A 1094-nucleotide genomic window follows, 5' to 3' on the forward strand; every position below is an offset into this window, starting at 1 on the left:
AGCCCTGACCGGGTGGGCTCAGCGGCAGGCCGACGGACTGCTGGAACGCGCGGACGCGAAAGCGGACGGGCCGCCCGACTTCTTCGACCTGTGGGCCGCGCAGTCCCCCGAGCGGCAGGCCCAGTTGGCCGCACTCATCGCCGGGTACGGGTTCCGGCTCGCACAGATCGGCGCCTGGTCGGTGCTCGGGGTGTGGAACCCGGAGGCCGACGGCTGGGATGCGGCGGTCATGGAGGCGTGGCTGGCAGTCGCGGCGGCCTCGCACGCCGCCCAGTACGAGCAGGCCGCCTACACCGCGGCGACCGCGGCCGGCCGTGACGAGGGCGACTGGCGCGACAACCTCAAGGCCGGGCTTGCGTCATGGGTCGTCGCGGCCGGGATGCGCGCGGTGACCGCCTCGACCGAGGCCCGCTCGTTCGGCTCGCACGACGCCGCCGGCGCCTCCGGGCTGACCCACAAGGTGTGGCGCACCGGGGGGAAGAACCCGCGCGCCTCCCACGTCCGCCTGGACGGCGACGCCGTCGAGCTCGGCGGAACCTTCGGCAACGGCCTGCGCTGGCCGGGCGACGCGAACGGCAGCGCCGAGGAGACCGCGAACTGCAACTGCCGCCTGGACTACACACGAGAGGGGGGCTGACCGTGCCCCGCACCAAGGAAGCTCACGCCCGGATCAAGGCCGCCGGTCCCGCCGACGGCCTGCAGGAAGGCCAGTTCCGGGCGCTGGTCTCGGTGTTCGGCAACGAGGACGACATGGGCGACGTGATCGCACCAGGCGCGTTCGCCCAAGTCCTCGCCGAGTGGAAGGCGTCCGGCGACCCGATCCCGGTGGTCTGGTCGCACAAGTGGGGCGATGCGTTCGCCCACATCGGCAGCGTGCTGGAGGCCGCCGAGACGCCCGACGGGCTGGAGGTCCTCGCGCAGATCGAGGACATGGACACCAACGCGACCGCGAAGCACGTGCACGGCCTGCTGAAGGGCCGCCGGATCAAGCAGTTCTCGTTCGCCTACGACGTCGGAGAGGGCGGCTGGGTCGACACCGACAACCTGACCGCGCACCCGTGGGGCGAGTACTACGAGATCAAACGGTTCTCCCG

General features: G+C 72.2%; 2 protein-coding genes. Both read left to right on the forward strand.

Features of this window, described 5'->3' with window-relative positions; genetic code table 11:
- The coding region (locus CCN39_RS50550) for a hypothetical protein (RefSeq protein ID WP_208630708.1) at positions 1 to 637 on the forward strand (637 nt) is incomplete at its 5' end.
- 2 nt (positions 638 to 639) lie between these two features.
- Positions 640 to 1094, forward strand: a 455-nt coding sequence (locus CCN39_RS48825; protein ID WP_143264511.1) for an HK97 family phage prohead protease, incomplete at its 3' end; no start/stop codon positions are given.

The sequence above is a fragment of the Amycolatopsis kentuckyensis genome (genome assembly GCF_002155975.1).
GTDB lineage: Bacteria > Actinomycetota > Actinomycetes > Mycobacteriales > Pseudonocardiaceae > Amycolatopsis > Amycolatopsis kentuckyensis.